Annotated in this window: 24 protein-coding genes; 15 read left to right on the top strand and 9 right to left on the bottom strand. The window is 66.1% G+C overall.

Annotation, left to right across the window (positions count from 1 at the left end; translation table 11 throughout):
* Window positions 1-286 precede the first annotated feature (286 nt).
* The 4 genes from grxC (at window position 287) to JMJ54_RS16105 (ending at window position 2,971) form a co-directional block, all read left to right on the top strand.
* A complete protein-coding gene (grxC, locus tag JMJ54_RS16120) occupies window positions 287-547 on the top strand; it encodes a glutaredoxin 3 (protein WP_203539579.1) in 261 nt (86 codons plus the stop codon).
* A 99-nt stretch (window positions 548-646) separates the two neighbouring features.
* A complete protein-coding gene (secB, locus tag JMJ54_RS16115; protein ID WP_203539578.1) occupies window positions 647-1,129 on the top strand; it encodes a protein-export chaperone SecB in 483 nt (160 codons plus the stop codon).
* 121 nt (window positions 1,130-1,250) lie between these two features.
* Complete coding sequence (locus tag JMJ54_RS16110; protein WP_203539577.1) at window positions 1,251-2,243, top strand: NAD(P)H-dependent glycerol-3-phosphate dehydrogenase; 993 nt, start codon at window positions 1,251-1,253, stop codon at window positions 2,241-2,243.
* Window positions 2,240-2,971: a metallophosphoesterase family protein gene (locus tag JMJ54_RS16105; protein WP_203539576.1), complete on the top strand. Its 732-nt coding sequence runs from the start codon at window positions 2,240-2,242 to the stop codon at window positions 2,969-2,971. Before JMJ54_RS16110 ends, JMJ54_RS16105 begins: the two co-directional genes overlap by 4 nt.
* A gap of 174 nt (window positions 2,972-3,145) precedes the next feature.
* On the opposite strand, the gene bioH is transcribed toward JMJ54_RS16105, so the two are convergent.
* The 5 genes from bioH to JMJ54_RS16080 form a co-directional block, all read right to left on the bottom strand.
* Window positions 3,146-3,913 carry a pimeloyl-ACP methyl ester esterase BioH gene (gene bioH, locus JMJ54_RS16100; RefSeq protein WP_203539575.1) on the bottom strand — a complete coding sequence of 256 codons (768 nt, stop codon included), beginning with the start codon at window positions 3,911-3,913 and terminating at the stop codon, window positions 3,146-3,148.
* The gene (gene bioF / locus JMJ54_RS16095; protein ID WP_203539574.1) at window positions 3,913-5,055 is read right to left on the bottom strand and encodes an 8-amino-7-oxononanoate synthase; all 1,143 of its coding nucleotides are present in this window, start codon (window positions 5,053-5,055) and stop codon (window positions 3,913-3,915) included. Before bioF ends, bioH begins: the two co-directional genes overlap by 1 nt.
* A gap of 148 nt (window positions 5,056-5,203) precedes the next feature.
* Window positions 5,204-7,060: a sensor histidine kinase gene (locus JMJ54_RS16090; protein WP_203539573.1), complete on the bottom strand. Its 1,857-nt coding sequence runs from the start codon at window positions 7,058-7,060 to the stop codon at window positions 5,204-5,206.
* 207 nt (window positions 7,061-7,267) lie between these two features.
* The gene (locus JMJ54_RS16085; protein WP_203539572.1) at window positions 7,268-7,600 is read right to left on the bottom strand and encodes an AzlD domain-containing protein; all 333 of its coding nucleotides are present in this window, start codon (window positions 7,598-7,600) and stop codon (window positions 7,268-7,270) included.
* Window positions 7,597-8,325, bottom strand: coding sequence for an AzlC family ABC transporter permease (locus tag JMJ54_RS16080; protein WP_239000133.1), 729 nt, complete (start codon window positions 8,323-8,325; stop codon window positions 7,597-7,599). Before JMJ54_RS16080 ends, JMJ54_RS16085 begins: the two co-directional genes overlap by 4 nt.
* Before the next feature lie 113 nt (window positions 8,326-8,438).
* On the opposite strand from JMJ54_RS16080, the gene JMJ54_RS16075 reads away from it, so the two are divergent.
* Both JMJ54_RS16075 and ubiA read left to right on the top strand, forming a co-directional pair.
* Window positions 8,439-8,996 (top strand): chorismate--pyruvate lyase family protein, encoded by a 558-nt coding sequence (locus tag JMJ54_RS16075; protein WP_203539571.1) that lies wholly within the window; start codon window positions 8,439-8,441, stop codon window positions 8,994-8,996.
* Entirely contained in the window at window positions 8,993-9,865 is an 873-nt protein-coding gene (ubiA, locus tag JMJ54_RS16070; RefSeq protein ID WP_203539570.1) for a 4-hydroxybenzoate octaprenyltransferase, read from the top strand. The genes JMJ54_RS16075 and ubiA overlap by 4 nt, the downstream gene beginning before the upstream one ends.
* Here ubiA and JMJ54_RS16065 read toward each other — a convergent pair.
* The 3 genes from JMJ54_RS16065 to JMJ54_RS16055 are packed head-to-tail and all read right to left on the bottom strand — an operon-like array spanning window position 9,850 to window position 14,514.
* Window positions 9,850-11,409: a sensor domain-containing diguanylate cyclase gene (locus JMJ54_RS16065; protein ID WP_239000146.1), complete on the bottom strand. Its 1,560-nt coding sequence runs from the start codon at window positions 11,407-11,409 to the stop codon at window positions 9,850-9,852. The two genes, ubiA and JMJ54_RS16065, sit on opposite strands and share 16 nt — an antisense overlap.
* Window positions 11,410-11,422: 13 nt before the next feature.
* Window positions 11,423-12,985 (bottom strand): sensor domain-containing diguanylate cyclase, encoded by a 1,563-nt coding sequence (locus tag JMJ54_RS16060; RefSeq protein ID WP_203539568.1) that lies wholly within the window; start codon window positions 12,983-12,985, stop codon window positions 11,423-11,425.
* Window positions 12,964-14,514 (bottom strand): sensor domain-containing diguanylate cyclase, encoded by a 1,551-nt coding sequence (locus JMJ54_RS16055; protein ID WP_203539567.1) that lies wholly within the window; start codon window positions 14,512-14,514, stop codon window positions 12,964-12,966. Before JMJ54_RS16055 ends, JMJ54_RS16060 begins: the two co-directional genes overlap by 22 nt.
* A gap of 135 nt (window positions 14,515-14,649) precedes the next feature.
* Here JMJ54_RS16055 and JMJ54_RS16050 point away from each other — a divergent pair, with 135 nt between their 5' ends.
* The 3 genes from JMJ54_RS16050 (at window position 14,650) to JMJ54_RS16040 (ending at window position 16,984) form a co-directional block, all read left to right on the top strand.
* On the top strand, window positions 14,650-15,474 hold the full coding sequence (locus JMJ54_RS16050) for an FUSC family protein (protein WP_203539566.1): 825 nt from the start codon (window positions 14,650-14,652) through the stop codon (window positions 15,472-15,474).
* A gap of 86 nt (window positions 15,475-15,560) precedes the next feature.
* On the top strand, window positions 15,561-16,292 hold the full coding sequence (locus tag JMJ54_RS16045; protein ID WP_203539565.1) for a YebC/PmpR family DNA-binding transcriptional regulator: 732 nt from the start codon (window positions 15,561-15,563) through the stop codon (window positions 16,290-16,292).
* Window positions 16,293-16,369: 77 nt separating this feature from the next.
* Window positions 16,370-16,984, top strand: coding sequence for a GNAT family N-acetyltransferase (locus tag JMJ54_RS16040; protein ID WP_203539564.1), 615 nt, complete (start codon window positions 16,370-16,372; stop codon window positions 16,982-16,984).
* Window positions 16,985-17,018: 34 nt separating this feature from the next.
* Here JMJ54_RS16040 and JMJ54_RS16035 read toward each other — a convergent pair whose 3' ends face one another.
* Complete coding sequence (locus JMJ54_RS16035) at window positions 17,019-17,585, bottom strand: TetR/AcrR family transcriptional regulator (RefSeq protein WP_203539563.1); 567 nt, start codon at window positions 17,583-17,585, stop codon at window positions 17,019-17,021.
* A 161-nt stretch (window positions 17,586-17,746) separates the two neighbouring features.
* Here JMJ54_RS16035 and JMJ54_RS16030 point away from each other — a divergent pair, with 161 nt between their 5' ends.
* The 6 genes from JMJ54_RS16030 to JMJ54_RS16005 all read left to right on the top strand — a co-directional run bounded on the left by JMJ54_RS16030 (window position 17,747) and on the right by JMJ54_RS16005 (window position 23,968).
* Window positions 17,747-18,802 carry a sugar phosphate isomerase/epimerase family protein gene (locus JMJ54_RS16030; RefSeq protein ID WP_203539562.1) on the top strand — a complete coding sequence of 352 codons (1,056 nt, stop codon included), beginning with the start codon at window positions 17,747-17,749 and terminating at the stop codon, window positions 18,800-18,802.
* Window positions 18,803-18,832: 30 nt separating this feature from the next.
* Window positions 18,833-19,711, top strand: coding sequence for an alpha/beta fold hydrolase (locus JMJ54_RS16025; RefSeq protein WP_203539561.1), 879 nt, complete (start codon window positions 18,833-18,835; stop codon window positions 19,709-19,711).
* Window positions 19,712-19,713: 2 nt separating this feature from the next.
* A complete protein-coding gene (locus JMJ54_RS16020; RefSeq protein ID WP_203539560.1) occupies window positions 19,714-20,658 on the top strand; it encodes an alpha/beta hydrolase in 945 nt (314 codons plus the stop codon).
* A gap of 81 nt (window positions 20,659-20,739) precedes the next feature.
* Window positions 20,740-22,557 (top strand): adenylate/guanylate cyclase domain-containing protein, encoded by a 1,818-nt coding sequence (locus JMJ54_RS16015; protein ID WP_203539559.1) that lies wholly within the window; start codon window positions 20,740-20,742, stop codon window positions 22,555-22,557.
* Complete coding sequence (locus JMJ54_RS16010) at window positions 22,554-23,087, top strand: SH3 domain-containing protein (protein WP_203539558.1); 534 nt, start codon at window positions 22,554-22,556, stop codon at window positions 23,085-23,087. The genes JMJ54_RS16015 and JMJ54_RS16010 overlap by 4 nt, the downstream gene beginning before the upstream one ends.
* Window positions 23,087-23,968 carry a M48 family metalloprotease gene (locus JMJ54_RS16005; RefSeq protein WP_239000145.1) on the top strand — a complete coding sequence of 294 codons (882 nt, stop codon included), beginning with the start codon at window positions 23,087-23,089 and terminating at the stop codon, window positions 23,966-23,968. The genes JMJ54_RS16010 and JMJ54_RS16005 overlap by 1 nt, the downstream gene beginning before the upstream one ends.
* Window positions 23,969-23,995 lie beyond the last annotated feature (27 nt).

Genomic DNA, 23,995 nt, shown 5'->3' with positions numbered 1-23,995 from the left:
AAAGCTGACAAACTCATGCCATACGCATGAAATCCGTCAGTTTTGCCCCAACCAGACAGGCCAAACCGGCCCGAACGCCGCTGCCGGTCCGTCAAACACCGGCAGATCCCGCTTCACCGCCCCCAAAGCACCCAGGGCGGCCTGACGGCCGCCCTTCTCGCGCGCGATTATCCATATGCGGTAAAACGCACCAGGCGGCGACGCAATCGATACGCTGCACACTTGCACTCAAGCGGCGTCGCCCCCATCTAACAGAACTAGTTGTCTGACTCTTGGAAATTCAGTCATGCCCAAAGTAGTGATGTACAGCACCGGCGTGTGCCCGTACTGCGTGATGGCCGAACGCCTGCTCGTTGCACGCGGCGTTGCGACGATCGAAAAGATCCGTATCGATCTCGACCCGGGCCAGCGCGAGGTCATGATGCAGAAAACCGGCCGCCGCACCGTGCCGCAGATCTATATCGGCGAGACCCACGTCGGGGGCTATGACGATCTGGCTGCGCTTGATCGTGCCGGCGGCTTGATGCCGCTGCTCGAAGCGGAATAACCGCTACGCTGCGCCAAGTGGCAGCAGCGCTGGAATCGTGCGATGATTTCGCGCTGTCCGAAGCACTCAAACACACACAGTGACACCCAGGAAGGAATCATGAGCGAAGAAAACCAAGCAGCGGAAAACCAGCCGGTTTTCGCGATCCAGAAGATTTACGTGAAGGACGTTTCGGTTGAATCGCCGAATGCGCCGCAAGCCTTCCTCGAACAGCTGCAGCCGGAATTCAATATCCAGTTCCGCAACGAAGCCCGCGGCTTCGACAATGGCTTCTATGAAGTCAGCCTCACCGTCACCGCGCAGGCCAAGGTGGAAGATCGCACCGTGTTCCTGATCGAAACGACCCAAGCCGGCCTGTTCCAGATCGAACACGTTCCGGCCGATGAAATGGATCCGCTGCTGGGCATCGGTGCACCGAGCATCCTGTTCCCTTACCTGCGCGAAACCGTGTCGGACCTGACCACCCGCGCCGGCTTCCCGCCGCTGCTGTTGCAACCGATCAACTTCGAAGCGATCTATCTGCAGCAGCGCGCCCAGCAGGCCGCGCAGCAGCAGACCGGCGCCGCCGAAACCACGCACTGATCGTGCGTTCGCCCGCTTGACCGCGGGTCGAGCCCAGACGCGCCGTGGCTTGCCACGGCGCGTTGTCATTTGCAGTCCGATCGCGCAGATCGGCTATATCGGAATACTGGAGGACGATTAGATGAAACTCGCCGTACTCGGCGCCGGCGCTTGGGGAACCGCTCTGGCGATCCGCTTTGCCGATCAATGCGACGTGACGCTCTGGAGCCGCGATGCCGACCAGGTCGACACCATGCGCAGCGAGCACGCCAATCCGCGCTATCTGGCCGATGCACCGTTTCCGAAGACGTTGTCGGTCAGCGCCTCGCTGGCAGATACCGTTGCCGATGCCGACAGCGTACTGATCGTCACACCGATGTCCGGGCTGCGAAGCACGCTGCGCGCGCTGCGCGAACTTGGCTCGACCGCACCGGTCCTGTGGGCCTGCAAAGGGCTGGAAGCCGGAACGATGAAGTTCCCGCATGAAGTCGCCGACGAGGAGATGGATCCGTCCGTGCCGCGCGGCATGCTGTCCGGACCGAGTTTCGCGCAGGAAATCGCCAAGGGGTTGCCCGGCGCGGTGACGATCGCGGCGACCGATGCCGCGTTCGCGCAGCGCATCGTAGAAACACTCAATACGCCGGTGTTGCGGCTCTACGCCAGCGACGACCTGATCGGTGTCGAGATCGGTGCTGCGGTGAAGAACGTGCTGGCGATCGCTGCCGGCGTCTGTGACGGCCTCGGCTACGGGTTGAATGCACGCGCCGCGCTGCTGACGCGCGGTCTGGCCGAGATGAGCCGCTTCGGCGCTGCCCTGGGCGCACGCGCGGAAACCTTCATGGGCCTTGCCGGCATCGGTGACCTGCTGCTGACTGCGACCGGTGACCTCTCGCGCAACCGCCGTGTCGGGCTCAAGCTGGCCGAAGGGCTGACGCTCGAGCAGGCGCTGGCCAGCCTCGGCCATGTTGCCGAGGGCGTACCGACCGCGCGCGAGGTGAACCGCCAGGCCCAGGCACTCGGCGTCGACATGCCGATCACTGCGGCGGTCTGTCGGCTGTTGTTCGATCAGGCCGATGTGGCCGAGATCGTCAGCACGCTGATGGGACGCGCGCCCAAGATGGAAGCCCAGCGGTGAATTTGCGCTACGCGCTGCTTTCGGACATCCACGGCAACCTCGCCGCGCTCGACGCCGTGCTCGACGATCTGGCCGACTGGCCCGATGCGACATTGCTCGATCTTGGCGATACGCTGTACGGCCCGCTCGATCCGCGTGGCACGTGGCAGCGGCTGCTGGTGGAGTCCGAAACGCGGCGCGTCCTCGGCATCAACGGCAATCAGGACCGCGATGTTCTCGAGCGCAGGCCATCGGCGACGCTCGGGTTCGTCGTCGATGAACTCGGCGACGCCGGACTGCGCTGGCTGCAGAAACGGCCCGCCAGCATCCTCGTCGACAATCTGGTTTACGTTTGCCACGGCAAGCCCGGCGACGATACCCGCTACTGGCTCGAAGACCTCGACGACGGATTGCGTGCACTGGCCGACATCAATGCCGATGCCGCCGACATCGCCGCGGAAATCCTCGTCTGCGGCCACAGCCACATTCCGCGCGTCCTCACGCTGCCGGATGGTCGCATGATCGTCAATCCGGGCAGCGTCGGCCTGCCGGCATTCCGCGACAGCGACCCGCCCCATGCCATGCAGACCGGCGCGCCCTTGGCCCGCTATGCACGCATTGAAGCCACCGACCGCGGCTGGCTCATTGCCCATCGGGCCATTCCGTACGACCACGAGCAGGCTGTCGAGCAGGCCCTCGACCGCGACCGGCTGGATTGGGCGCAATGGCTTTCCTCGGGCTGGGCCTGAATCCATCGTATCGGGCGGCTGCACCTGCGCATTTCATTTCCGTTCGATGCTCGGGATCCTCGTGGACATCATGTCCGTTCCGGTCCCTGCGCTTCGGGCGGAAACGAACCGCTTTGGTTCGCTCGCCCACTACGCCGGATTGGCGCCGATCAACGGCTTCATCGCGCCGCTGCTTTAAATCGCGCCGAGAAACCGCCGCTGCGCCGAGATGAAGACGTCGCGATGCGAGACGAAGGGCACGTGCGCCGCGCCGTGGTGAATGACCAGCTCGGCCTGCGGCAGCGTCTGTGCCAGCCAGTGTCCGACCGGCAGCGGTGTCAGCGTGTCGCGATCACCAAATTGCAGCAACACAGGTAACGCCAGTGATGCCATCCGTTCGCGCAGATCGGTGTCGCGCAAAATGGCCAGCCCCTCGGTCAGTGCATTCAGCGTGGGTTCGCCATGCTCGAACAGTTCGTTGCCCAGTCTGCGTGCCACCGCGCGCGCCGATTCGTCGCCCATCGCCTGCAGGCTGATGAAGCGCTTTAGCGTACCGCGCCAGTCGTCGCCGAGGCTGGCTGCGAACTGGGCCAGCGTCGTTTCCGGCATTGCGCTGCGCCAGTCCGGCCGCTGCATGAAACACGGGCTCGACGCGACCAGCGTCAGCGACCGCAGCTTGTCGGGCGAACGCATCGCCCACGCCGCCGCCACTGCGCCACCCAGACTCCAGCCGACCACATGCACCGGCAGCGGAAAAGCCACATCCAGCGCGTCGACCATCGCCTCGAGCGACAGCGGCGCATCACTCGTACTGCGGCCATGACCGGGCAGGTCGACCAGATGGTGGCAGCCGTCGTCGGCCAGCGCATCGGCCACATCACGCCAGACGGTGCCGTTCATCGCCCAGCCGTGCAGCCAGACAACGTCCTCGCCGCGGCCGAGCGTTTCGAAATGCAGATTCATCAACGGGTTTCCTGCAGGAGCGTCAACAGTGTCCGGCCCAAGTGCTCGACGTCACCGGCATCGTGAGTCGCCGACAGACAGATACGCAAACGGGGCGTCGGCACCGTCGGCGGACGGATTGCCGAGACCCACAATCCGGCATCGCCCAGGCATTGCGACAAACGCAATGCGACGGCGCTGTCGGCGACCAGCAAGGGCTGGATCGGTGTCGCCGATGGCATCAGGCCGGCGCCCGCCAGCACGGCACGCAAGCTGTTGATATGCATTGCCAGTGCTTCGCGACGCCAGTGTTCGCGCTCGATCAGTCCGACGCTGGCGAGCACCGCTTCGGCCAGCGGCGGCGGCGCGGCGGTGGTGTAGATGTAGGGCCGCGCCATGTTGACCAGATAGTCGATCACGACCGCTTCGGCTGCAATGAAGGCACCGGCCACGCCGGCGGCCTTGCCCAGCGTCGCCATGTAGATCAGTCGCGGCGAGTCGATGCCGATCGCACTGCCACGGCCGTCGCCGAGCACGCCAAAGCCATGGGCGTCGTCGACGTAGACCCAGGCATCGTACTGCTCGGCCAGCCGGACGATCTCGGCCAGCGGCGCGCAATCACCGTCCATGCTGAACACCGCATCGACGACGATCAGCCTGCGATCCGCCTCGGTCGTTGCCAGCAGGCGCTCGAGTTGCGCGAGATCGTTGTGGGCAAAACGCTTGAACGCGGCGTGGGACAGCTGGCAGGCGTCGTTCAGCGAGGCGTGGTTGAGCTTGTCGGCAAAAATCGCGTCACCACGACCGACCAGCGCGGTCACCGCTGCGAGATTGGCCATGTAGCCGGTCGAGAACGACAGCGCCGCCGGCTTGCCGACGAAAGCCGCAAGCCGCTGCTCCATGGCCTCGTGCGCGGCACTGTGGCCGCAAACGAGATGCGACGCACCGCTGCCGACGCCCCAGCGTGCCGCCCCTGCTTGCGCTGCGGCGATCAAATCGGGGTGACTGGCCAGACCGAGATAGTCGTTGCTGCAGAAGTTGACGAGCCTGCGGCCGTCCACATCGACGGTGGCACCTTGCGGGCTGTCGAGCACGCGGCGTTGGCGGTACAGGTTCGCGACGCGGCGGGCGTCAAGATCGGCATCGAGCGCATCGAACGGCATGGCGGTCGCCAAAAATGGAGGAACGCAATTGTACCGCGCACGCCATGCCTGCCTAGCCGGCCACAGGGGCAAGGCACCCCGCCAGCGTGAATTGCCCCGGCCCCCGGTCATGTCCTGACCGTTCGGCGCCAACAAGCGCCAACGGCGGCTAGGGCTCCCAGTCGACGACGGACAGTTCGAGCACGAACATCGCGCCACCTTCCGGCTGATTGGTCGCGCTGAGCCGCCCGCCGCAATCACCGGCAATCGCCTTTGCGGTCACCAGCCCCAGCCCGAGCCGGTCGCTGTTGCCATCGGGCGCCGCAAACGGATCAAACAAGGTCGTCAGCTCCGCTTCGGCAATGCCCGGCCCGTTGTCGCTGATCGAAATCTGCACTCTCGGCCCCGAGCGCTCGACCGACACACGAATGACCGGCTGCGGCGACACCTGAACCGCATCGAGCGCGTTGCGCAACAGGCTCACGAGCAGTTGCTCGAGCTGGGCCGGATTGCCCGAGACGCGCACGCGGCTATCGGACTGGTCGAGGTCGAGCCGCACCTGCTGCTGACGGAACTGCGTTTCCAGCAGCAGTACCGCGTTGTCGATCACGCCGCGCAGCAGCACCGGGCCGAAGCGGTCGTCGCTCCGGCGCGCATAGGCACCCAGCCGGGTTGTCAGCGCGGCAATCCGCGTGGCGTGCGCGCCAATGCCGTCGAGATGCGTTCGCGTGCCTTCCGCCAGTTCCGGTGCGCCGCGCAGCGCATGCGTCAGCACGCGCACGGCCGCCAGCGGCTGCCCCAGCTCGCGAACCAGCGCCGCGGTCATCTGGCCGAGCACCGCGAGCTTGCCTGCATGCAGCAGCTTGTCGTGCGCGATGCGCAAACGGGCCTCGAGCTTTTGCCGCTCGGCCGTTTCACGCTGCAGCCGCAACTGCGTTTCGGCCAGTTCGCCGCCGCGCATCGCCACCTCGCGTTCGAGTACCGTCTGCGTGTGCCGTAGCGCCGAGCTGGCCTGCAAGCGGTCGAGCATGCGCCGGCGGTACTGACGCCAGTAAAGCAGTAGCGACGCCAGTGCCAGCAGCGCAAACAGCGCGCCGATCAGGGTATGGCGAACCGCCTGGCGCACCGGGGCCAGATCGTTCAGCGTCACCAGATGCCAGCCCAGCCCACCGAGCGCCATCCGCTGTACCAGTACCGAACGCGACGTACCGCCTGCATCCAGCTCGGCACGTTCGACACCGGTATCGAGGAGCTCGCGGTCCGACAGGCCCAGCGTCACGAACTCGCGGCGGTCACCGTACTGATGGGTATCCGCGATGTAGCGGAGCATTTCGGCCGGCAGCGGTGCCAGCGCACGCCATTTCAGCTCGGGCGCGTTCGACAGGAAGACGATGCCATTGCTGTCGGCCACCAGAATCGGCCCGCCGCCACGCGGCCATTCGCGTTCGACCGCATCGAGATTGATCTTGGCCACTACGACACCGACAACCTTGTTGCCATCACGGACCGGATACGAGAGGAAGTAGCCGGGCTGGTGGGTGGTGAATCCGATGCCGTAGAAATGGCCGGCACGGCCCTCCTTGGCCTGGAGGAAGTACGGCCGGAAGGCGTAGTTCTTGCCGACATAGCTTTGCGGTGTATCCCAGTTGCTGGCCGCGAGCGTCATGCCGTCGGTATCGAGCAGGTAGAGCACCGTCGAGCGCGTATCGCCGTTGCTCAGCGCCAGATAGCGGCTGATCTTGTCACGCAGGCCCGGCGCGTCGGGGTTGCGCAGCAGTGCCATGATGTCGGGATGGGTCGACAGCACGATCGGCAACGCATCGTAGCGCTCGATCGCGTTGCGCAGGCTGCTGGCGTAGATGTCGAGACGGTTCTGGCCCAGTTCGCGCACCCGCGCCGTTTCGGTCTTGCTGCTCCAGCTGGCCAGCATCGCCAGCACGACCAGTACAACCGCTGCGACGACGGGCCATCGCAACGGCCGCAGCAGCCGCAGCCATGCGGCAATGCGGGATCTCGCGCTCGTCATGGCACGCGTGGCCGCAGCCGGCCCGGGCCGGCGGGGCTGATGGATACATGGCGCAGAACGGCCGGCGTGGAAGCGCTTGAAAGCACGGAATCTGGATCGACAGGGGCTGGACGAGCCCTATGCTACCGAGATTCGGCAAATACTGTCTAAAGTCTTTCGTTAAACTTCTACATCAATCCAATTGGTTGTTGCAATTAACCAAATTGATTACATCCACGCCGTCAGTAACGGGCTCAGCCAGCGCCACAGTACGAACACCAGCAAACCGCCGCCAATCCCGGCCAGCAGGTGATTGAAGCGCCAGACGATCAGTCCGGTAGCCAGTGCGCCGACCAGCCGGGCATTGTGGATATCGAGATCGAACGCACCGTCCTTGAGCAGCACCGCCGGGACGATGATCGCCGTCAGCACCGCGACCGGCACGTAGCGCAGCGCCCGCTTGAACCACACCGGCAGGCTGTCACCGGCGCCAAACCAGAAGCCGACGCGCAGTACGTAGGTCACGCTCGCCATGCCGGCGAGCAGCAGCACCGTATTCATGTTTCACCTTCCGCGGGGGCCATCGTCCGTTCGAGCATCATGCCGACGGCGACCGCGGTCAGCGCCGCGACCATCAGGCCAAGCTGGTAAGGCAGCCCGTGCGCCAGCAGCGCAACGATGCCAGCGGTCAGTGCCGCGGCGATCTGCGCACGGTTCTTCAGTTGCGGCACGACGATGCCGACAAAGCTCGCCACCATCGCGAACTCCAGCCCCCAGTGCTGGATGCCGGGGACGACATTGCCGAGCAGCACGCCGATTGCGGTCGAACCGGTCCAGGCCGCATAGAGGGTCAGCGCCACGCCAAGATAGTAGCGCCGGTGATCGACACCGCCGCGCGGACTGCTGAAGCGGTTGTAAAGAACGGCAAACGCTTCGTCGGTCAGGAAATGGCCGAGGAAGGCGCGCCAGGGACGGGACAGCTCGCGCACATAGGGCTGCATCGTCGCGCTGTAGAGCAGGTGGCGCAGGTTGACGACCAGCGTCGTCGCGATGATGACCGGCAGGCCGACACCGGCGGCGAGCAGCGTGATGGCGATGAACTGCGCCGACCCGGCATACACCAGCGCCGACATCGCCAGCGCGGCCCATGGCGACAGGCCTGCGGAACTGGCAAGCGTGCCGAAAATCAGGCCGAACGGCACGATGCCGACGACCATGGCCAGCGTATCGCGCGCGCCGGACGCGGCACCATCGAGCGGCGGACAGGGTGAAGCGGTTGAAGTCATCATCCGATGATAGGTGAACCGGTCGGACCATCACGGTTACAGCTCCGAAATGAAACGACCGGTACAGACGCGGCGCCGGAAGCGCAGCCGGAGGGGCGTGGCATAATGCGCGCATGCCCCGTTCCGCTTCCTGGCACACGCCGCTCTGCCTCGCCCCGCCAGCACTCCGGCCCTGGCTGACCGAACGCGGTTCGCTGACCGCAAGGCTGGTCGCGCACTACCCCGCATTCTCGGTCCGTGTCTGCGCGCAAGGTCCGGCCGTCCCTCACGACGACGAAGTCCGGGCGATCGCACTGGCGCGCAGCAGCCAGCATGTCGAGACCCGGGAAGTATTGTTGATGAGCAACGACACCCCGCTGGTGTTTGCCCACAGCGTCTTGCAGCACCGTGCGTTGCGCAGCGGCTTCCGGCCGATCGGCCGGCTCGGCAACGCCTCGCTCGGCTCCTTCCTGTTTGCCACGCCGACCATCCGCCGCTCGCCACTGGCATGGCGCCGGATCGATGCGCGCCATCCCTTGTGGCGCAAGGCCGCGCAACATGTCGCCGCCTTGCCCGCACGCCTGTGGGCACGCCGTTCGCTGTTCTTCGCCGGCCATGACCGCCTGCTCGTGACCGAAGTCTTCCTGCCACCGTTTTTCGCGGCCGCCCCGGCCGCCGATGCCGCACCATGAATCCGAATCCCGACAGCACCTTCTCGCTCTACCTGCGCCTGGCGCGCCTCGACAAGCCGATCGGCATCATGCTGCTGCTGTGGCCCACGCTCTGGGCGCTGTGGTTCGCCAGCGGCGGCCTGCCGGACTGGACCATCCTGGCGATTTTCGTCGCCGGCACGGTGCTGATGCGCTCGGCCGGTTGCGTGATCAACGACTACGCCGACCGCGATTTCGACAAGCACGTCGCCCGCACCAAGGCCCGCCCGCTGACCAGTGGCAAGATCGGCCCGAAGGCCGCGCTGTGGTATGCCGCGGCGCTTGCGCTGGCCGCGTTGCTGATCGCGCTGCCGCTGAACCGACCCGCACTGCTGCTGGCGATTCCGGCAGCCTTTCTCGCCGCCAGCTACCCGTACACCAAGCGCTTCCTTGCCGTGCCGCAGGCGTATCTGGGCGTGGCCTTCGGCTTCGGCATCCCGATGGCCTATGCGGCGGTCACCGGTGCGGTGCCTGCTGCTGCATGGTGGCTCTTGCTGGCCAACATCTTCTGGTCGGTCGCCTACGATACCGCCTACGCCATGTGCGACCGTCCGGACGACCTGAAGATCGGCATCAAGACCTCGGCGATCACCTTCGGCCGCTTCGATGTCGCCATCGTCATGGCGTGCTATTTCGCCTTCCTCGCGATCATGCTGGTGGTCGGTCTCGACGCCGGTCGTGGCCGCTGGTACGTCGCCGGCGTCGGCGCTGCTGCCTTGCTGGTGCTGTTCGACCAGTTTCCGCGCATCCGTCACCGCGAGCCGCAGGCCTGTTTCCGCGCCTTCCTCAACGCCAACCGCATGGGCGCCGCGCTCTTCGCCGGCGTGCTGCTGGACTACGCGTTCGGCTGAGCGGCCGCTGCCGGCGCCGCACCGAAACACACGCGGTTGCGGCCGCCCTGCTTGGCGGCGTACAGCGCGGCATCGGCCCGCTGCAACAGGGACTCGATCCCGTCGGCCTCTGCGGCAGCCGCATAACCGATGCTGACGGTAAAGCCGATCCGCTGCTCCCCGGCCGTGAAGCCCCCGGCCTCGAACACCGCCCTGAGCCGCTGCAATACGGTGTCGGCATCCTGCTCCGACGTTTGCGGCAGCATCAGTGCGAACTCCTCGCCACCGATCCGCCCGAGCAGATCGCCTTCGCGGATCGCTGCGCTCACGGTCCTGACCAGATGCATCAGCCCGGCGTCGCCGACCGGATGGCCGTAGCTGTCATTGATGCGTTTGAAAAAATCGATGTCGATGATCGCCACGGCCAGTGCATTGCCGTAACGATGGCTGCGCGCCAGTTCGGCCTCGAGCATCCGCTCGAACTTGCGCCGGTTGGCACAGCCGGTGAGAAAGTCGCTGTCCGCCTGACGTTGCAGCTCGTGGTTGGCATCGGCAAGCTGCCTGCCCAGACGCTTGATGTGGCGCAGATAAGTCAGCAGCAGCGTCACCAGTGCCAGCGCCAGCGCACCGCTGCCACCGATCAGGGCGAAGTAGAACCGCTGTTGCGCCGGCAGCCGGTTCAGCTCTGGCAAGGGCAGCAGCATGTGCAAGGTCAGCCGGGCGGTGCTGCCGTCGCGCTGGCTCAGGAACAGGTACGGCGTCTCGCTGCCCGCCTTGTGAAAAAGGCCGGCCGGCAGCAGCGGCGAGCTGGCCGGCGTCAGGCCGATCGGTTCCAGTGACGCCTTGCCGTAGCGCAGGGTCTGCAGCGACGGGCTGATGGCCTGCGCCCCCGGCAGCGTATGCCAGAGCAGGCCGCGCACCTTGCTCATCACCACGACGCCCATCTGGTCGGAAATCAGGATCGACGGATCGCCGAACAGCGCGTCAAGCGTATCGATGCGCACCTTGATGGCGGCGACGCCGACGATGTCGCTGCCCACCCGGATCGGCACCGAGAAATAGAATCCCGGCTGGCCGGTATAGAGGCCATGGCCAAAAAACTGTCCGCTTTGACCCTTGAGCACGTCACGGAAGAAGGGCTGATCATGCAGCGTTCTGCCCACCAGGGTCGTCGGCTTGTCCGCATCACTGGCCAGCACGATCCGGCCTTCGGTACTGATGACCCAGATCGTGTCGCCGATCGTCCGTTCGATCAGCATGTCCAGATAATGGTTGGCCTCGTTGACATGCTCGTGGGTCGGCATCGCCAGCGCACGCAGCACGGCCGGGCTGTTGGCAATGATCTCCGGCGAGGTGGTCAGGTAGCGCCAGCGATCGGCAAAGCCCGAGGTCTGCAGCTTGAGCATTTCCACCCGGCGGCCCCGGATGTCGTCGACATTGCGTTGTGCCTCGGAACGCGTCAGCGAGCCGCTCAACCACCATGCCGCGGGCAGCCAGGCCAGGATCAGCAGGGTCAGGATGACCACCGCCAGCGCGAACGGACGTCGGGGATGCTCGGATTTCATCAGGGGCAATATATCACTCGTCTTCGCGGCAAATGCGGTTGCGGCCGCCCTGCTTGGCAGCGTAAAGCGCGGCATCGGCCCGGGCCCGCAAGCGGCCGACGTCATCCTCGTGCCTCACCGAGGCGTAGCCGATGCTGATCGTGACCACGACCGTCCCACCAGCAACCGGCAGGCCCTGCTGCTCGACCTGCCTGCGCAGGCGTTCGAGCAAGGGCTGTACGCTGTCAATGGCCGTTTGCGGCAGCAACAGGCCGAATTCCTCGCCACCCAGCCGGCCGAGCTGGTCGGTTTCGCGGATGCCCTGCTGGATCAGGCCCACGAGCTGGACGAGCACGGCGTCACCGACCGGATGGCCGTGAACGTCGTTGATGCGCTTGAAATGGTCGATGTCGATCAGGGCCAGCGTCAGCGGGCTGCCATAGCGCAGGCTGCGCGCCAGCTCGCTGGCGAAGTAGCGGTCGAACTTGCGCCGGTTCGCACAGCCGGTCAGAAAGTCGGTTTCGGCCTGCTGCCGTAGCTCGCGGTTTGCCAGTGCCAGCTGGCGGCTCAGCGCACGGGTGCGCAGCAGGTAAAGCGCCACGAGCAGACCGAAGGCGCCGATCAACAGCCCGCAGCCGCCGATCAGCCCGAAGTAGAAGCGGTGTTGCGCCGGCAGGACTTCGAGCGAGCGGATCGGCACCAGCATGTGGACGCGCCAACCGTTCAAATGCGGGTCGGAATGCGTCAGGAACATGTATGGCGTGGTTCCGCCATCAAGGAAAAACAGGCCCTGCGGCAGCGGGCGCTGCGTCGGGACCAGCGCCAGCGCCGGCACCGCACTGCGGTGATACAGTTGTTGAAGCATCTCGACCGACAATGACAACGCCGGGGCGCCAGGCAGCGCGCGCATGCGCAGGGCCTGATGCCGCGCGAGCACGCTGACGCCCAGCGCATCCGAAATCATCAGGTCGTTGTCGTCGATGGCCTTGTCCAGCGTGCTGACCCTGACCTTGAGCACCACCACGCCCAGCAGCAGACCATCCACCATGATGGGTGCGGAAAAGAAAAACCCCGGCACGCCGGTCCGGGTGCCGTAACTGAACTGCATGCCGGGCTGACCGCCGATGGCGTCGACGAAGTATTGCCGCTGCGGCAGATGACTACCGATCAGGCTGCCGGACAAGCCGGCGTCGCTCCCCATCACGACCTTGCCGCTGCGATCGAGCACCCAGAGCGTATCGGCCAGCGAGCGCGTGACATACATGTGCAGATAGCGGTTGCCGGTGTCGAGATTGCGGCTGTCCGGCTTCTGCAGGGCAAGACGGATCTCGCCGGTATTGGCAATGATTTCCGGCGCGGCCTTCAGGTAGTCGAAACGGCCGCGCAGGTTGTCGGAGACGCGGCTGAGTTCCGACTCCCGTCTTGCCTTCACCAGCGCGACGTAGCTTTCGGCCTCTTCGCTCACCACGCTGCGTGCCAGATACCAGGCCAGCGGCAGCCAGCCCAGCGCCAGCAGAACGAACAGCGCACAGCCGAACCCGACCGGCCGGGCCTCGATGCGGCGTTTCAGTCGTGTCAGCATGGCGGCGCGGCGCATACGCGATTGCGCCCGCCCTGTTTGGCTGCATACAGCGCCTCGTCGGCCCGGCGCATCATCTGTTCGGCGTCGTCGCCATCGCCACCGACGCTGGCGAAGCCGATGCTGATCGTCAGCGGAATCCGGACGCCCTCGTAGACCAGGTCACCGGCTTCGATGGCGGCGCGCAGGCGTTCGAGCAGCTGCGCCGCGCCCTCCTCGTCGGTTTCCGGCAGGACCAGTCCGAACTCCTCGCCCCCGAGACGCGCGAACATGTCGGTATTGCGTACCGCCAGCGCAAGAATGTCGGCGAGGTAGACCAGCGCGGCATCACCGGCCGGATGACCGTGAACGTCGTTGACCCGCTTGAAGAAGTCGATGTCGATGATCGCCAGACAGGCCGAATGTGCATAGCGATGCGCACGTGCCAGTTCCGCCTCGAGGACGACATCGAACTTGCGCCGGTTGGCCAGACCGGTCAGCGGGTCGCTTTCGGCCTGGCGGCGCAATTCGAGGTTGGCGACGGTCAACTGCTGGCGCAGCAGGCGGGTCCGGACCAGATAGATCAGCAGCATCAGTGCCAGCGCCAGTGCCAGGAAGCCGGCGCTGAGCATGGGCCAGAACAGCACGCGCTGCCTTTCGTGCAGATGTGTCAGTGAATCCAGCGGCAGCAGCATGTGCACCGCCATGTCGCCCGCGACCTCCTGCCGGCTGTCGATGTGCAGATAGGGCACCGGATCATCGGGCAGCATCACGACACTGTCAGGCATCGGCGCATTGCTCGGGTGCATCACAAGCGGTTTGAGTACATTGCGCCGATACAGGCGGTAGCGTTCCTTTTCCGGCAGTCGCTCGACCTTCGCCCCCGGATGCGCCATCAGCTGGAACGCCGCGTCGCTCGATGCGACGATCACGCCGTTCTGGTCGATCAGCATCAGATTCCGATTGAGGATTTCGCTGGTCACCGTGTCCAGATCCAGTTTGACGACGACGGCGCCGAGCACCATGTCGCCGAACTGGATCGGCACCGAAAAATAGAAACCGGGTTTGCCGGAAATCGCATCGACACCGTAAAAGGCGTCACTGTATCCGCCCATCGCGCGATTGAAGAACCGACCCGCCTGCACTGTCGACTCGGACAGTCTGCCGACCTCGGCCGGATCACTCGACATCACGAGCGTCCCGGTCCGGTCGAAGATCATGATCTTGCCGACCGGCAGGGTGTCCGCCAGCGTGCTGAGCATGCGGTAAACCGCGCTGCTGCCGTGCGGATCCGGATCGATCAGCGCGCGACGCACATCCAGCGATTGCGCCACGATCAGCGGGACGGCCTTCAACAAAGCAACCCGGCGGTTGAGACGGAAAATCGTTTGCGCCAGCTCGCCTTTTTTCTGCACTTCAAGACGCCGGAGCTCGGTGGCCACGTTGTCAACGACGATGGTCTCGCTCCACTTCTCGGCAATGATCAGCCATGCGCCGCCGAGCACCAGAAACAGAACCAGTCCCAGCTCCAGCGGTTTGGCGAGAATTTTGCTTTTGATGCCCTGCAATTGCAGCTCCCGTTGGGCCGCCTCCCCGGGCGGCCATGCGTGCGTCAGCGCTCGTGCCTCATATGGGCCATTGTCGGATACTTTGTTCGCGGTCGCGTCGTAGGATTTCCCTCTGTCAGGCTTTAATATCACCACATGCTGATTGACTCGTTCACGCCACAGCTGCGCGCCGGCGACGCGGCCGCACTGGCCTACCGGCTCTCCGATGGCGAGGCCGGCACACCACGACAATGGTACTGGCTGGAAATCGCCGCGCGCCTGCCGGCATCATCCGCACCACCGCGTCGCATCGTCGACCTCGCCGCGCGCGTCGGCCCCATGTGGTCATGGCCCTGGCTCGAACGCTGCGGGCTGCCGGGCATTGCCCTGTACGGCGCCGCGCAAGCACCGGTCTGGCAAGGCGCACGCGACAGCAGCACCGCGGCTGCGCTGTATGTCGCGGTCATTTCGGCGCTGCTGGCGGGATTCGGTTTGCTGCCGGCGACCCAGACCTTCGCCGCCTGGTTGCTGCTGCTGTTCGGCGCCTTGTACGCCGCATGGCGAACGCCGAAAGACACCCCCGCCAGCGACGACACGTCGCCCGGCCCGGAGGAATGCACCGGCCTGACCGGCCTGCTGCTGGCCAGCGGCTGTGTACCAGCCCGGGCACTGGCGCTGGTGGCGGATTTGCACGCTTCGCCTGATACCGGCTGGCCAGCCCTGATCGACGCCTGCCCGGCGCTACGGCCGACGGCCCCACCGCGCCGTCAGCGCGCCGGTCTGCGCGTGCTCGCCTGGATTGCCGGCGCCCTGCCCGCCACCGCCCTGCTCGCCCTGCTGCCGGCGCCGTGGGGACTGGTCACCTCGGTGCTCGCCAGCACCCTGTGGATCGGCCTGCTTGCCGGCCCCCGCGCGGCACTCGTGACGATCGGCTGCACCGTGCTCGTCTACGGCCTGGGCACTGCGGTCCATCTGCTGTAAGTCAATACCGCGGCAGCGGCCGTGCAGCCGCGAAATGCGCTGTGATAAAATCGCGCCCATTCAAACCGTTACGCAGGAATTCGAGCATGGCCGGCCACAGCAAATGGGCGAACATTCAACACCGCAAGGGTCGTCAGGACGCCAAGCGCGGTCAGGTCTTTACCCGGCTGATCAAGGAAATCACCGTCGCCGCCAAGATGGGCGGTGCCGATCCGGCCATGAACCCGCGCCTGCGTCTGGCGATCGACAAGGCCAAGGGCGAATCGATGCCCAAGGACAACATCGAGAACGCCATCAAGCGCGGTTCGGGCACGCTCGACGGCGTCGACTACCTTGAAACCCGCTACGAAGGCTACGGCATCGGCGGTGCTGCGGTGATGGTCGACTGCCTGACCGACAACCGCACCCGCACCGTCGCCGACGTGCGCCATGCCTTCAGCAAGTACGGCGGCAACATGGGTACCGACGGCTGCGTTTCGTTCCAGTTCAAGCACTGTGGCTACCTCGTGTTCGCGCCGGGCACCGACGAAGACGCGCTGATGGAAGCCGCGCTCGAAGCCGGTGCCGAAGACGTCGTCACCAACGAAGACGGCTCGATCGAAGTCATCACCCCGCCATACGAATTCGTCGGCATCAAGGAAACGCTCGAAGCCGGCGGCTTCAAGGCCGAAATGGGCGAAGTGACGATGAAGCCGCAGTCGGAAACCGAGCTGAGCGGCGAAGACATCGCCAGGATGCAGAAGCTGATCGACGCGCTCGAAAGCCTCGACGATGTGCAGGAGGTGTACACCACCGCACTGATGGACGAAGACGAGTAAACGGCGCATTGCGTCATGCAGGAAAAGGGCCTTCACGGCCCTTTTTTTTTGCCCCACATTTCCACACAGGCGAAACGATGACGCCAGCCCATTTCAGGCTTGCCCCGCAGACGTTGAACGGCAGCATCGTCCGGCTCGAACCGTATGCCGATGCGTTGAAGGACGACGTTCGCACCGCGCTCGACTGCGACCCCGACGGATGGAACCTCTTTGCCATGTCCGGTCAGGGGAAACACTTCGAATCATGGTGGACGACGATCATGGCGCAGGTCGACGCCGGCCAGTGGATCGCCTACGCCATCCGCGATCTGGCCGGTGGCCGCATCGTCGGCACCAGCAGCTTTCTCAACCTGAAGCCCGCACAGCAGGGCGTCGAAATCGGCGGGACCTTCCTGCACCCGTCGGTGCGATCGACACTGGTCAACACCGAAGCCAAGCAGCTGATGCTCGAACACGCCTTTGCCGCCGGTGTGCGCCGGGTCGAACTGCTGACCGATGCGCGCAATCTGCGCAGCCAGGCCGCCATCACCAGGCTGGGCGCGGTACGCGAAGGCGTGCTGCGGCGGGATCGCATCACCTGGACCGGCCATGTCCGCGACAGCGTGCTGTTCGCCGTCACCGATCTGGACTGGCCGCATGTACGACAGACGCTGACACAGCGGCTCGCGCCGGCATCGGACGGCGGCGCGTAAAGCGCTGGCGCCTTACCCTTTCGAAGCTGAAGCGCTACCCGCGGCCGGGATCACTGGTCGCCAGCGCTGCATCCAGCGTCGTCATGGCCGGCACCAGCATGGCCCGCAGGCGTTCAGCGCCGATGCCGTCGCGCGCCTGAACGGACACACCGTGCAGCAGTGCGGCATAGAAGTCGCCCAGCGCGGCCACGTCGGTCTCCGGCTTCAACTCGCCGCGCAGCCGTGCGGCAGCCAGCAGGTCGATGATCGATTGCGTACGCTGGCGCCGGTGTGATGCCAGCCATGCGATGACCTGATCGCTTTCCAGCGCACCGCTCGCGGCAGCGGACACCACCAGACACCCTTGCGGGTGATCGGGTTGCGTGTAGGTGTCGATCGCGTCGAGAAACACGCGCTCGATCGCCGCCCTGACCGTGCCCTCCTGCTGCATCGCGCGTTCGGCGAAGCCGCCCTGCCCCGACTCGTACAAGGCCACCGCCTCGCGGAACAGCGCCTCCTTGCTGCCGAAAGCGGCATAGATGCGCGCCGATGCGATACCGAGCGCATCGACCAGATTCGCCATCGACGTGCCTTCGTAACCCCGGGCCCAGAAGGCGAGCATCGCCTTTTCCAGCGCCTGGTCCCGATCGAACTCCCTCGGCCGTCCGGCCATAGTCTGCCCACCTTTCGCTATCTTCCGGCGGATTCTATCGCACCCGACTGTTGACGCAAGCCACCTTCATCCCTATTCTTTGTCGTTCGACAAACAATTGGAATCGAAGCATGCAAACCATCAAGGGCCCGAGCCTTCACCTCGCGCAATTCAGCGATGCCACCACCCCGTTCAACAGCCTGCCGGCCATTTCGAAATGGGCGGCGGGCACCGGCTTCAAGGCACTGCAGATCCCGGCGTGGGACGAGCGGCTGTTCGATGTCGGCCTCGCAGCGGAGAGCCAGACTTATTGCGACGACATCAAGGGCGGACTCGCCGAGCACGGCCTCGTCATCAGCGAACTGACCACGCACATCTTCGGCCAGCTGGTTGCAGTGCACCCGGCCTACGACAGCATGTGCGACAACTTCGCCCCGGCGGCGCTGCGCGGCAATCCGCAGGCACGCACCGCGTGGGCGCTGGAGAAACTCGAACAGGCCGCCAGGGCGTCGCGCCGGCTCGGTCTGACCGAGATGGGCACCTTCTCCGGCTCGTTCGCCTGGCCCTACCTGTTTCCGTTTCCGCAGCGCCCGGATGGCCTGATCGAGGCGGCCTTCGACGAGCTCGCCAGGCGCTGGCTGCCGATCCTCGACGCCTGCGACGAACAGGGCGTCAACCTCTGCTACGAGATCCATCCGAGCGAAGACCTGCACGACGGCGCGTCGTTCGAGCGCTTCTACGAACTGGTCGGCGAACACGCACGCTGCAACATCCTGTTCGACCCGAGCCACTTCGTACTGCAGCAGCTGAATTACCTCGACTACCTGGACATCTACAAGGAGCGGATCCGGATGTTTCACGTCAAGGATGCCGAGTTCAACCCGACCGGCCGGCAAGGCATCTACGGCGGCTACACCTCGTGGATCGAGCGCGCCGGCCGCTTCCGCTCGCTCGGCGACGGCCAGGTCGACTTCAAGGCGATCTTCTCCAAGCTCGCCCAGAACGACTACGCCGGCTGGGCCGCGCTGGAATGGGAGTGCTGCCTGAAGGATCAGGAAGACGGTGCACGCGAAGGCGTCGAGTTCATCAACCGCCACATCATCAACGTGACCACGAAGATCTTCGACGACTTCGCCGGCGCGGCGGTCGACCGCTCGCAGATCAACGCCATGCTCGGCATCGCCTGAACCCCCTGCTTCCAGCTTCCGGAGAACATCATGAATCCATCCATCGAACGTCCCGATCACGACAACTACACGCACCGCTATGTCCGCACCGACGGTCAGCGCATCCATTGCGTCACCGCCGGCAGCGGCGAACCGGTGCTGCTGATCCCGGGCTGGCCGCAGACCTGGTTTGCATGGCGCCACGTGATGCGGGCGCTGGCCGACAAGGGCTTCATGGCGATTGCCGTCGACCCGCCCGGCACCGGCCATTCGGACCGCCCGCTGGACGGTTACGACACCGGCACCGCGGCGGCCAGACTCCACAGCGTGATGGCGCAACTGGGCCACGACCGGTACGACGTCGTCGGCCACGATGTCGGCATGTGGGTCGCCTATGCGCTCGCCAACGACCAGCCGGATGCGGTCCGTCGGCTGGCGATCACCGAAGCGGTGATCCCGGGGCTGGCTCCGGCACCGGACATCTTCGCGCCGCCGGAGCAGAACATCTTCCTGTGGCACTTCATGTTCAACCAGCTGGCCGACCTGCCCGAGACGCTGATCGCCGGCCGCGAGAAGGCCTACCTCGACTTCATGTTCGACCGCTGGTCCCACCGTCGCGACAGCGTGGCCGTCGATGTCTACGTCGCCGCCTACGCGGCGCCCGGCGGCCTGCGAGGCGGCTTTGCCTATTACCGGGCGATTCCCGAAACGATCCGGCAGAACCGCGAACGCGCGAAGCGCAAGCTGGCGATGCCGGTGCTGGCCATCGGTGCCGAGCACGCCACCAACGATGCGCCATTGGTGACGATGCGCGACAACGCCACCGACCTGCGGGGCGTGGTCGTGCCGGACTGCGGCCACTTCATCATGGAAGAGGCACCCGAGGCCTTCATCGCCCACCTCCTGCCCTTCCTCGAAGGGAGGGCCTGAGCATGCCGCTCGATCCGCACATCGCCGCCTTCCTCGCCGCCCAGCCTGCCGCGGCCGCCGATGCCTCACTCGACGACATCCGCCGTGCCACCGAGCTGAACCTGCCGATGCTGCACGGCCCCGTACAGCCGGTCGCCAGGGTCGAAACCTTCACGGTGACGACCGGCGACGGGCATCCGCTCCGGGTCCGGGCGTACTGGCCGGCAGACACGCCCCGCGCGGCGGCGCCGCAACCCGCCATCGTGTTCGCCCACGGCGGCGGTTGGTGCCTGTGCTCGCTGGAGCTCTACGACAACCCGTGCCGCGCGCTGGCCAATGCCAGCCGGTGCGTCGTGCTGTCGGTCGATTACCGGCTCGCGCCCGAGCACCCCTACCCGGTGCCGCTCGAAGACTTCTACAGCGCCGTGCTCTGGGCGTTCGCGCACGCATCGCAGCTGGGCATCGATCCGGCCCGGATCGCCGTGGGCGGGGACAGTGCCGGCGGCAACCTCGCCGCCGCCGCGTGCCTGCTGGCGCGCGACCGCAACGGCCCGGCGATTGCGCACCAGCTGCTGCTCTACCCGGCGCTGGACGACACCTTGACGACGGACTCGTACGCCACCTACGCCGATGGCTACTACCTGACCCGGGACGTCATGGCGTTCTGCTGGGACACCTATCTGCCCGACACCGACACCGGCGACGGCCGGCCGGCCTGCGCTGCCCCGATGCGGGCCGCGACACTCGAGCGACTGCCACCGGCCACCATCCTGGTGTGCGAGTACGATCCGCTGCGCGACGAAGGCGAAGCCTATGCAAGGCGGCTGCGGGACGTGGCGGTCCCGGCGCATGACGAACGGCTCGGCGGCATGGTGCACGGCTGCATCCACATGCTCGGGCTGACGCCCGCAGCCGCCAGTCTGTTCACACAATCGGGCGCGCTGATCGGGGCGGCCCTGTCGACCTGACCGGTAACGGGCGGGACAGGTTTTCCTTGTCGCCACCCGCCCGCTGCCGCCATGCTGTGAGCGTGTCATCCGGTCACGCCCATGAAACCACTCAACCGCTACGCCTACCTCGTCCTGCTGGCCGTCGTCGCGCTGCTCGTCGGCGCCGACTACCGCTGGCGGCTGTTCGAGCGCGTCGATGCGCAGGCCGGCGACGTGCTGACGCGGGCCACGGTACACGCGCGCGCGCCGTCGCCCGACATCGTCATCGTCAACATCGACCAGACCAGCCTCGAGCAGCTCAACGACGAGGCCGGCAGCTGGCCGTGGCCGCGTGCGATCCACGCCGAGCTGGTCTCGGCCATCGCGGCGCAGCAGCCCAAAGCCATCGTCTTCGATCTGCTGTTCAACGAGGCCGACACCTTCCGTGCCGACAGTGACGCATTGCTGCGCGACACGATTGCCGCGACGCCGGGCGTCTACATGCCGACGGTGCTGCTCGGCGACGGCCAGGGCGCGAAGCTGGCCGACCTGCCGGCATCGCTCGGGCTGATCCGCACGCCGCAGGCTCAGCCCGACGCCCGGGCGCCGCTGCTGCTGCCGCTGGTGCTTGCGCCGGCGAGCTGGCACGGCGGGCTGATCAACTTCGACCATGACCGCGACGGCATCGGCCGCCACTATCTACTGTATGCAACACGGGACGGCTGGCGCATTCCGGCGATGCCGGCAACGCTGGCACGCGACTTCGGCTGGCCGCATCCCGACCGCACGCGGATGCGGCTGAACTGGACGCCGCGCCATGCGACGGTGAGCTACGCAGACATCTACCTCGACGCCGGCCGCGAAACGCCGCAGCGGCCAAAGAACGAATTCACCGGCAAGATCGTGCTGATCGGCACCGCCGCGCCGGGACTGATGGACCTGCGGCCGACGCCGCTGTCCAAGACCTGGCCCGGTATCGAGATCCTCGCCACCGCGATCGACAACCTCGAACACGGCAACTGGCTGCGCGACGCACCGAGACCGTGGTTCGCCGCGCTGGCCATCACCATCGCCGCCCTGCTTGCAGTGGGCTTCCAGCTTGGCATCAACAGCCTGTGGCTGGGCGTCTCGATGGCCGCCATCTCCGTGATCGGTGCAGGAGCGATGTGGCTGGCGCAGGGCCGGCTGTGGTTCCTGCCGCTGGCGATGCCGCTGGTATGGGGCTGGGTCTATTACGCGCTGGCCGCGCTGGTCGCCTACGTGAAGGAGCGCGCCCGCCGCGAAGCCACCGTGCGGCTGTTCGGCCGCTTCCTCGATCCGCGTGTCGTCGGCCAGTTGGTCGCCGGCGGCGCGATCGACAGCGCACCGGCCGCCCGCGAAGTGACGGTACTGTTTTCCGACATCCGCGGCTTTACCTCGCTGTCCGAAACGCGACAGCCCGAAGAGGTGGTTGCTTTACTGAACCGTTATTTTTCACGGCAGGTTGCCGTTGTCTTCCGTCACGGCGGTACGCTTGATAAATTCATCGGCGACGCGATCATGGCCTTCTGGGGCGCACCGGTCGACGACGCCGATCACGCCCGCCACGCCGTGGCCGCCGCGCTCGACATGGGGCGCGAACTCGAAGCGTTCCGGGCCGAACTGGCGCTGGACGGCATCGATTTCGACATCGGCATCGGCGTCCACACCGGCCGTGCCGTCGTCGGCTTCATCGGTGCCGATGATCGGCTCGATTACACGGCGATCGGCGATACGGTGAACCTGGCCAGCCGGATCGAGGGTCAAACCAAGGGAGTCGCACGCGTACTGGTGTCCCAGGCCACACGGGATGCCTGCGGCGACCGCTATCATTTCGACGATCGCGGCGAACACCACGTCAAGGGACGTGCCGAGGGCACGCGTTTGTACGAACCCCGACTCATTGAGGAGAAGCGATGAAATCGTTTCTGGCAATCGTGCTGCTGGGTCTGGCGAGCTTCGCCTGGGCCGAGAGCGGCACGCTGGTTCGCGCCAGCGACCTGAAACAGAAGCCGTTTACCGACGCCGCCAGCGCCGGCAAGCTCGGCAGCGGCGCGCGCGTCGACATCGTTGCGCGCCAGGGCGCATGGATGCAGGTGAAAGCCGGCAGCCAGAGCGGCTGGGTCAAACTGCTGAACGTGCGCACCGGCAGCGGTAGAGGCAACGGCGGCGGTATCGGCCAGATCGGCAGCGTGCTGACAACCGGTTCGTCCGGCACCACGGTGACCACCGGCGTGAAGGGGCTGTCGAGCGAACAGATCCGCAACGCCAGGCCCAACTACAACGAGCTGAAAAAGCTCGACGGCTACGATGCAACGCGCCAGAGCGCTGCGAACAGCGCCGCCGCCAACGGCCTGAAGGCACGCAGCGTGCCTTATGTGGTGTCGCGTGCGACGACGTCCGACAGCACCAGCGGCAACGATCCGCAAAACCGCCGGAGGGGCCCGTGATGCACATCCGAACCACACTCGCCGCACTGGCGCTCGCGCTGCCGCTGGTGCAGCCCGCGCAGGCGTCCAGCCTGTCCGACTTCCTCGGCAAGGCGATGGAGAACCCGGACCTCGTCAACTCGGTCGTCGGCGCGGTGCAGAACACCATCGACGCCAACCGCACGATCGGCCCGAAGGAAGAAAAAACCCTCGGCGACGGCATGGCCGCCAACCTGCTCGGCGCGGCACCGCTGGTGAACAACGCCGGGCTGCAGAGCTACGTGAACCAGGTCGGCCGCTGGGTTGCCAGCCAGAGCGAGGCGCCGAACCTCGACTGGCGTTTCGGCGTCATCGACAGCCCCAACGTCAACAGTTTCGCCACGCCGGGCGGCGTGGTGCTGATCACGCGCGGGCTGATGGACCGGCTGCGCAACGAGTCCGAACTCGCCGGCGTGCTCGGCCACGAGATCACCCACGTGCTGCGTCACCACGTGACCCGCGCCGCGCAGTCGGGCAAGGGCCGCGAGGCCGTCGCCAATGCCTTGCAGGGCGTCGCCCAGTACAAGACCGACGACGCGCGCCGCCAGCTCGGCGCCAACGTGCTGTCGGGCGTGTCCGAGGTCTACGTGCGCGGCCTCGACAAGGACGACGAGTTCGAGGCCGACGTCACCGGCATGGTGCTGGCCGCCCGCGCCGGCTACAACCCGTACGCGCTGGTGTCGGTGCTGCAGACGCTGGGCGAAATCAATCCGTCCGACAGCAGCGTGCAGCTGATGTTCAGCACCCACCCGAGCCCGCAGGCTCGACTCGACTACATCGACCGCAATGTCGGCAGCAAGCTCGAGAAGTACGCCGGCGGCGTGGAGAACACCGGGCGCTTCCGGGCCGCGACGGGCCGTTAATACTGCGCCGGGGACTGGGCGGCAATC

This window comes from Jeongeupia naejangsanensis, from assembly GCF_016865585.1.
In the GTDB taxonomy this organism is placed as follows: domain Bacteria; phylum Pseudomonadota; class Gammaproteobacteria; order Burkholderiales; family Chitinibacteraceae; genus Jeongeupia; species Jeongeupia naejangsanensis.
Note: the sequence above shows the minus strand (reverse complement) of the source record. Positions and strands in the feature narration are given on the sequence as shown.